This is a genomic window from Protofrankia coriariae, assembly GCF_001017755.1.
GTDB lineage: Bacteria > Actinomycetota > Actinomycetes > Frankiales > Frankiaceae > Protofrankia > Protofrankia coriariae.
The window spans coordinates 36516-44131 of sequence record NZ_JWIO01000022.1 but is presented as its reverse complement, the minus strand read 5'-3'; the positions used below and the strand labels follow the sequence as shown (position 1 = coordinate 44131).

At 72.3% G+C, this 7616-nt stretch carries 8 protein-coding genes and 2 pseudogenes; 4 read left to right on the top strand and 6 right to left on the bottom strand.

From position 1 onward, the window contains the following. A partial coding sequence (locus FrCorBMG51_RS29010) for a hypothetical protein (protein WP_047223575.1) occupies positions 1–409 on the bottom strand: 409 nt, incomplete at its 3' end. A gap of 200 nt (positions 410–609) precedes the next feature. On the opposite strand from FrCorBMG51_RS29010, the gene FrCorBMG51_RS14370 reads away from it, so the two are divergent. The 3 genes from FrCorBMG51_RS14370 to FrCorBMG51_RS14360 are packed head-to-tail and all read left to right on the top strand — an operon-like array spanning position 610 to position 2526. Further along, positions 610–828 carry a helix-turn-helix domain-containing protein gene (locus tag FrCorBMG51_RS14370; RefSeq protein WP_013875580.1) on the top strand — a complete coding sequence of 73 codons (219 nt, stop codon included), beginning with the start codon at positions 610–612 and terminating at the stop codon, positions 826–828. 38 nt (positions 829–866) lie between these two features. Then, complete coding sequence (locus FrCorBMG51_RS14365) at positions 867–1514, top strand: hypothetical protein (RefSeq protein WP_047223633.1); 648 nt, start codon at positions 867–869, stop codon at positions 1512–1514. A gap of 49 nt (positions 1515–1563) precedes the next feature. Continuing rightward, the gene (locus FrCorBMG51_RS14360; RefSeq protein WP_047223574.1) at positions 1564–2526 is read left to right on the top strand and encodes an NlpC/P60 family protein; all 963 of its coding nucleotides are present in this window, start codon (positions 1564–1566) and stop codon (positions 2524–2526) included. A 319-nt stretch (positions 2527–2845) separates the two neighbouring features. On the opposite strand, the gene FrCorBMG51_RS29675 is transcribed toward FrCorBMG51_RS14360, so the two are convergent. Both FrCorBMG51_RS29675 and FrCorBMG51_RS31330 read right to left on the bottom strand, forming a co-directional pair. Next, positions 2846–3004, bottom strand: a complete 159-nt coding sequence (locus tag FrCorBMG51_RS29675; protein ID WP_175648265.1) for a hypothetical protein — start codon at positions 3002–3004, stop codon at positions 2846–2848. Positions 3005–3364: 360 nt separating this feature from the next. Then, entirely contained in the window at positions 3365–4207 is an 843-nt protein-coding gene (locus tag FrCorBMG51_RS31330; RefSeq protein ID WP_052914678.1) for an NHL domain-containing protein, read from the bottom strand. A gap of 215 nt (positions 4208–4422) precedes the next feature. Here FrCorBMG51_RS31330 and FrCorBMG51_RS31325 point away from each other — a divergent pair, with 215 nt between their 5' ends. Then, positions 4423–5040: a hypothetical protein gene (locus FrCorBMG51_RS31325; RefSeq protein WP_235433589.1), complete on the top strand. Its 618-nt coding sequence runs from the start codon at positions 4423–4425 to the stop codon at positions 5038–5040. 101 nt (positions 5041–5141) lie between these two features. Here the strand turns inward: FrCorBMG51_RS31325 and FrCorBMG51_RS32565 are convergent. From FrCorBMG51_RS32565 to FrCorBMG51_RS31315, 3 genes and pseudogenes are all read right to left on the bottom strand, one after another. Beyond that, positions 5142–5459: pseudogene (locus FrCorBMG51_RS32565) on the bottom strand (protein kinase domain-containing protein); the annotation flags it as partial. 190 nt (positions 5460–5649) lie between these two features. Next, a pseudogene (locus FrCorBMG51_RS32560) lies at positions 5650–5901 on the bottom strand (protein kinase domain-containing protein); the annotation flags it as partial. A 195-nt stretch (positions 5902–6096) separates the two neighbouring features. Next, positions 6097–7107 (bottom strand): NHL repeat-containing protein, encoded by a 1011-nt coding sequence (locus FrCorBMG51_RS31315; RefSeq protein WP_476742167.1) that lies wholly within the window; start codon positions 7105–7107, stop codon positions 6097–6099. Positions 7108–7616: the final 509 nt, after the last annotated feature.

Genomic DNA, 7616 nt, shown 5'->3' with positions numbered 1-7616 from the left:
CGGCGGGGCTGGCAGCCGCGGGATCGGTGGCAGCCGAGACAGCCGGCCCCTCGGAGTCACCGGGGGTGACCGCTGGCGGTGTGGTGGTGCTCCCGGCGTCCTGCAGCAGGAACGCTTCGGCCTGACGCGGGTCGTCCGCGTCGGCGGAGGCGTGCCCGCCCGGATCATCGCGCGACCGGCGGCGCAGACGTCTGGTGATCCGTCCGGCCCGGGTGTCCGTACCTGGCTCGACAGCGGGGGAAGATCTTGGTGGTGACGGGCTGCCGCTGGTTGTGGTTCCGGCGGCGGGTACGTCATCACGGGTCGTCGAATCCGGCCGTGGACCCGCCCCGGGGAGGCGTGTACCGATCAGCGAGACGGGACGCGCGTCACCGTCATCGCCGTAGGGCTCCCGCGACACATCGGTCACGCGCTGTCGACCTCCGTGGTATTCTCCGGCTGGTTAGTGCCTGTTACTGCTGCTTACGGTTGCTTGGCTTGAACTTCGGACGGATCGATGTAACACGAGCAGTTCAAGTATGACAAGGCTCCTTTGGGGGTCGTCAGGGTGGCTTGGGTGGGTGTAACTTCCTGCGCCGGCGGTATGTGCTCGGAGAGGGAGGCCGTCACGTGGCACAGGAGGGCGTCTCGGTGGCGGCGTTCGCGGCGGGCAGGGATCCCGCGGACGATGACGTGCTGACGGTCGACGAGCTGGTCGCGTGGCTGCGGCTGTCGGAGAGCACGGTGCTCAGGCTGCTGTCCGAACGGGAGATCCCGGCTCGCAAGGTCGGCCACCAGTGGCGGATCCGCCGCGGCCGGGTCAGGGACTGGCTGGACGGCAGGGAGTGATCTTTTCCGGCATGTCGGTCGGGCGGACGCCTTCGCGGATGCTCGTACAGGGCGCGTCCAGGTTGTGCGTGCTGGTGGCGGCGGCGCCGGTGCTGCTGTGCGGTGTGTCGGCCTGTTCGGCCGTGCGTGACGTCGTGGCCCGGGCGAGCAGCGCCCCGACCGCGACCGGGCCACCGCCGGCCGCGAGCCAGCCACCTGGTCCGCCACTTGCCACCGCCTCACCGCTGGCCTCCGCCCCGCTCGACCCCCGTGATCCCGGAAGCGTCGTGGTGGACTGCTTCACCCGCTGGCAGTCCTACGACACCCGGGCCGACAGCGGGCCGGACGCCGGTCTGCTGCGCGCCCGCACCTGCATGACCCCGGACTTCTTCGCCCAGCTCGGCGGGGAACGGGCCGCCACCGCCACCGAGGAGCCGGCACGGGGCTGGCTGGAACTGCGGGAGCTGGGCAGCCGGTCCACCGTCGAGGTGCTCGCCACCTCGCCGCTCGGCGGTGTCGACAGCACCGCCAGCGGCCGGGTCGTGCTGCTGCTCAACGTCCGGCGCACGACCGTGAGCGACCGGGTCGGCGACCGCGTCGAGACGGTGTCGAACCCGGCGCTCACCCTGCTCCGCCAGACCGACGGCACCTGGCTGGTGGCCGGCGCGGACCTGGCGAACTCCTACGGCGACGCACCGGGCCGCTGACGCCGTGTCAGGGGGGAGCGCCCGCGCCCGTCGGCGCCGGCAACGATGGATGCTCTGGAGCGGGCTGGGGCTGGCCGGCAGCATCGCCGCGTTCGTCTTCGGTGTCACGGCCATCGTCGTGATCATTGCCGGCCCCTTCATCGGGAACGACGGTTCCGACGTGCGCCGGACGATCAGGAACGCCGCCGGCATCCCGCCGGAGTACCTGCCGATGATCATCGAGGCCGCGAACAACGCCGGTTGCGCCGAGGTGTCGCCGGCGGTGCTGGCCGCCCAGCTGCACCAGGAGTCCGGTTTCAACCCGTCCGCCCGCTCCGCTGTCGGCGCGATGGGTATCGCCCAGTTCATGCCCGGGACCTGGGCGGTCCACGGCCAGGGCGACGTGTGGAACCCGGCGGACGCCATTCCCGCCGCGGCCCGTTACGACTGTGCGGTGGCCGCGGCGACGGCGTCCGTTTCGGCGGATCCACGGGAGAAGATGCTCGCGGCCTACAACGCCGGGCCGGGCGCGGTGCTCGCCTACGCCGGTGTTCCGCCGTACCCGGAGACCCGTAACTACGTCCGGACCATCCTCGCCCAGGCACAGGTCTATGGCGACGTCATCGACGCCATGGTCGCGGGCACGGTGTCGGCGGCTGCGGTGGCCCCGGTGCTGGCGTTCATGGAGAGCCAGATCGGCAAGCCCTACGTGTGGGGCGCGACCGGCCCGGACGCCTGGGACTGCTCCTCGCTGGTGCAGGCGGCGTACCAGCGGATCGGGGTGTCGCTGCCGCGGGTCACCGTGGACCAGATGCGGGCGGGCCCGCTGGTGTCCGCCGTGGATCCGCAGCCCGGTGACCTGCTGTTCATCCCCGGGGCCGACGGCACCCCCGCGGCACCGGGCCACGTCGGCATGTACGTGGGGAACGGCCGGGTGATCGCGGCGAAGGGCGCCCGCTGGGGTGTGGTCGAGTCCGCCCTGTCGGACTGGACGTCGATCGTGGCAGTCACTCGCCCGCTGGCCGCCACCTGACCGGCTGCCGCCTGATCAGCTGTCACATGGCTGGCTGCCCCGTGGCTGGTCGCCAGGTAGGCCGCCATGTATGTCACATATACCGCCGCTACATATACCGCCGCTACGTGTGCCGCCACGGATGAGGTGGGTCCGCCGTGTCCGGGCGTGTCCGCGTGGGCGCCGCCGTTCGCCCGGGTATCCCGTACAGCCTCGGCCGCCCCCACGGGCATGGTCGGGGGAGCCCGCCGGCCTCGCGGTGGGAGCGGGGCGAACATCGAACATCAATGATCATTGCGTCACGGTTCATACGCTGCCCCGTCCGATCCCGTTCGGCGTCTCATGCGACCTCGGTGACGAAATGGGACAGGCCTTCCGCGGCGTCCCCGAGCACGATGACCGCCGAGCGGACCACATAAGCGGCATCACTGGGCGTGTTCGCCAGGTAAAAGATCAGCAGTGCAAGCAGGGACAGGTGCGTCAGCTTCTTCACGGTCATGTCGAACCTCGCGGGAGACGGGGTGGACAGGCGCCGTCCACGCTCTCCGGAGCCTCCCGCCGTCCACGGTCGCCGACATGTTGACCGCTCGTTTGCGTAATCAGATAACGACTCTGGGTGTCATCTGTCCGGGAAGCAGGGCAGGTGGCGCCGTTGACGGCCACGATGCCGAACGTCCCGTCATCGCTCGACGCCGGTAGGAATCGCGCTGTCCACAAGCGGCCCGGTGCGCCCGCACAGCCGGGAGCGGGCACACCGATATGAGGCGGTGGGGGACGGTGTGGGGCCGGCCGGAACAAGGCTGGCGGGGCAGGCCGCGGTGGCGGCCGGCGCGGTATGCGTCGGTGGTGTCCGGTGGTGTCAGGAGGGTTTGAGGATGGTGGATATGAGGCCGTCCGGCCCGACCCGGCGGACGATCCCGCCGTACTGGGCGATGTAGACCGCGCCGGTGCCGTCGACGGCGATCCCGGTCGGCGCGTAGACTCGGGCCTCCCGTGCGTCTCCGCCGTCCCCGGGCTCGGTGGCGGTACGCGACCCGGCGAAGGTGCTGATCACTCCGGTGGCCGCGTCCACCAGCCGGATCACGTTGTTCGAGTAGTCGGCGATGTAGAGATCACCGTTCGGCGCGAGTGCGATCCCGTCGGGATCGCCGAGCGTCACCGCGGTTGCCGGGGAGCCGTCCCCGGCGCTGCCGACCGGCGGCGGTGAGGCAGTCGGCGTGGGCGACGCCGTGCCCGCCGTGCCGGCCGCTGGCGGTGCCGTGCCGGCGAAACGGGAGATGACGCCCTTCGGAGTGATCTTTCGGACCGTTTCCGCCTCTCCGTCGAGGATGTAGATGCTGCCGTCCCTGGCGATGACGACGTCCGTCGGAACGCTCAACAGGGCGTCGGCGGCCGGGCCGTTGTCACCCGACGTTCCGCTGGTCGACGAGCCCGCGACCGCGGCGATCCTCCCGGTGGCGACTGTGACCTTCCGTACCCGGGTGCCTTCGGAAAAGAGGACGTCGCCGTTGTCGTCGACCGCGATCCCGCGTGGTTGCGACAGTTCCGCGGCGGTTGCGGCCCCGTTGTTTCCCGTGAATCCGTCCAGCTCGGGGCCGCTGCCGGCGACCACGGAGATGCCGCCGTCCCTGGTGATCCTGAAGATCTGGCCGTCGGAGGTGCTGGTGGCGACGTAGATCACGCCGGTGGTGTCGACCGCCACGCTGCCCGGTGAGGCCAGGACCCTCCGGCGGGCGTCGGTGTCGGCCGTGGGCTGTGCGCTCGCCCCGGCCGTCGGCCNGCGGGCGGGAACCAGCCAGCCACTCGACGGTCCCGGTCGGGCTGAGCGTCAGCACACGGCCAGCGCTGCCGTCCGACACGACGATGGTCCCGTCCGCGCCGACGGCGATGCCGTTCACCGACGAGAGAGCACCTGCGATGGCGGGGCCGCTGTACGCGGCCCGGCCCGGCCGCGGGCTGGAACCGCCGCGCGAGACCGTGACCAGCACGACGGCGATCAGGACGAGCACCAGGACACCGGCGCCGATCCGGTTGCGCCGCGGCCCGAACAGGGCAGCCACACGCCGTGCCCCCGAACCGCGTGCCCCCGAACCGTGCGCCTCGGGGTACTCCAGCCCGCGCTCGCCACCGCCAGCCGGCCAGCCGTCCAGTGGCCCGGGAGGTGGGGTCCGGGTGGGAGCCGTGAACGAGTTGGACGGCCGGCCGTCCGGCGGTTCCGGGCTCGGGCCTCCCCGAGGCTGTCCGGCCGGCTGCCAGGCAGCCCGGGCCGGTACCCGGCCGTCCGGCCACCCGGCCGCCGGATCCGCTGCCGAGACAGGTGGGGAGTCCGGGGTGACCAGCCGAGTCGTGTCGCCGTCCGTACCCGTGTCCGTGCCAGCGGCCGCGCCGGACGCGGACCACCACGGCCGGGTCGTCGCCGGTCGAGACTGCGCCGGTGACCGGGGCGTGGCCACCGCGTCACCTCGAGCCGCCGCGGTGACGGCGTCCGGCAGGCTGGTGGGTACCCTGCTGGCGGTCAGCCAGCCGGGGCCATAGGCGCTGGCCGCGGCCCGCGCCAGATCGATGGCGAACTCCTGGGCGGAGGAGTGCCGGGCGGGCGGGCTCTTCTCCAGCGCGCGCCCGATCACGGCGGCGACCGGCTCCGGGGCCTCCGTCAGCTGTGCGGGAGGCACGTTGAGGTGGTGGTGGAGCATCGCCGGGACACTCAGGTGCCGCTCGAACGGAGGTCGGCCGGCCAGCAACTCGTAGAGGACGAGCCCGAGGGCGTACAGGTCCGTCGCCGGGCTGAGCCGGTCACCGCTGATCTGCTCCGGCGCCATGTAACGCGGCGTGCCCACCAGCCCGGTGGTGGTGGTCGCCGTGGCCTCGAGGATCTTGGCGATGCCGAAGTCGGTCACCTTGGGCAGGCCAGCGTCGGTGAACAGCAGGTTGTCCGGCTTGACGTCCCGGTGCAGGACGCCGCGGGCGTGCGCGGCGGCCAGCGCGGTGGCGGCCGACAGCCCGANCCGGCTGGTTCGACCCGCCGGGCCCGCCAGGCTCGGAAGGCCCGGTGCCGCGCCGCTGCCGGCCGTCCGGGCCGGTGGCGAACCGCTGGCGCAGGCTGCCGCCGGTCAGTTTCTCCATCACCAGCAGGCACAGGCCACCGCGTTCCACATAGTCGTAGACCCGGACGACATGGGGATGGTCGAACCCGGCGAGCAGCCGCGCCTCCACCAGGAACCGCTCGCGGACCTCCTCGGCCCCGCCGTCCTCCTCGGGCAGCACCTTGACGGCGACATCACGCTGGATCAGTTTGTGCCGGCCGGCGAAGACCACGCCGAAGCCCCCGCGGCCGAGCTCGTCACCGACGTCGTAGTCCGGTAACGCGGCCGCTACCCGTGCGCGGTCGACTGCCATGTCGTGGTCCTACTCGATTCCTCGGGGTCGCCGGCGCGCGGGAAACAGGGAAGCGAACGAAGTACACAAGCGAACGAAGTGCCTGAAGTGTACGAAGTGTGTGGAGCGCACATGGTGACACCACCGTCGGCCGCCAGCTGCCCGGATGGCCGGCGACACGCGGTAAGAAGCATGATCCGACGGTTCCCGGCCGGTCTACCCGGCCTGGGCAACGGTCGTGATGATGCCGGTGGTGCTGACGCGCCGGACGCGGTCGTTCTTGTCGTCGGCGATGTAGAGGTTGCCGGCGCCGTCGACGGTGACGCCGGTCGGGCTGGACAGCTGCGCCCGGATCGCCGCCGCGCCGTCCCCGGCCGAGCCCGCAGTCCCGTTGCCGGCGACAGTGGTGATCACGCCGTTGGTGGCCACCCGCCGGATGCGCTCGTTGCTGTAGTCGGCGATGTAGAGGACGCCGTCCGGGCTGAGGGCGACGCTGGGGACGCGCAGCTGGGCCGCGGTGGCCGGGCCGCCGTCCCCGCCGTAGCCGGAGGTGCCGTTCCCGGCGACGGTCGTGATGACGCCGTTGGGGCTGACCTTGCGGATCCGCGCGTTGCCGAGCTCGGATATGTAGAGGGTGCCGTCGGCGGCCACTGCCAGGTTGTTGGGATTTTTGATCTGGGCCTGGAGGGCCGGGCCGCCGTCGCCGGAGAAGCCGGCCGTGCCGGTGCCGGCGATCGTCGTGATGATTCCCAGCGGGTCGATCTTCCGGATGCGCTGGTTCTCGTAGTCGGAGATGTAGATCGAGCCGTCTGTGGCGACCGCCAGCCCGTAGGGCTCGTTGAGCTGGGCCGCCGTGGCCGGGGCGCCGTCGCCGGAGAAGCCGGCGGTGCCGGTGCCGGCGATCGTCGTGATGATTCCCAGCGGGTCGATCTTCCGGATGCGGTGGTTGTGCGAGTCGCTGATGTAGACGTTGCCGTCCGAGTCGACGGCCGTCGTGGCCGGGCTGTTCAGCTCCGCCTGGGTGGCCGGGCCGCCGTCGCCGCCGAAGCCCGCGTTGCCGGTGCCGGTGCCGGCGACGGTGACCACGGTCCCGTCCGGCTGGATCTTACGTACCTGGTGGCTGGTCCAGTCGGTGATGTAGAGCGCGCCCGCCCGGTCGATCGTGACGTCGTACGCGTCCAGGTCGGGCAGGGTCAGCGCCGTGCCCGAGTAGGCGGTGCCCGGCACGAACAGCGCGGAGTGGGCCGGAGTGCCCCCGCCTCTGGTCACCACCAGCGTGATACCGACGCTCAGCGCGGCGACCACCGTGAACACGACGCCTGTGATCAACCACATCCGACGGCGGGACGGCCGCCGCTGCCCTGCCGGCCATCCCGGGCCGGGTACCGCGGGTGGCTGCGCGCCCGCGGGCACCCGTCCGTCCTGCGGCCCGGAGGGCCCGCCGCCGGGAGCGAACGGGTTGGGCTGCCACCAGTCCGTACCGGACCGGCCCGGCGGCGGTCCACCGGCCGGCTGGGCCGGCGGCGGGTACCCGGCTGGCGGCACCCAGTGGGGGGCCTGGGGTCCGGGGGCGGCCCGGCCGTCGTACGGAGGCGGATACGCCTGCGCCGCCTGGGGCTGCTGCGGCCCGGACCATCCCGGTTGCGGCTGCGGCCATCCCGGCTGTGGTTGTGCCTGTGGCCCGGACCATCCTGGCTGCGGCTGCGGCTGCGGCTGCGGCTGCGGCTGCGGCTGCG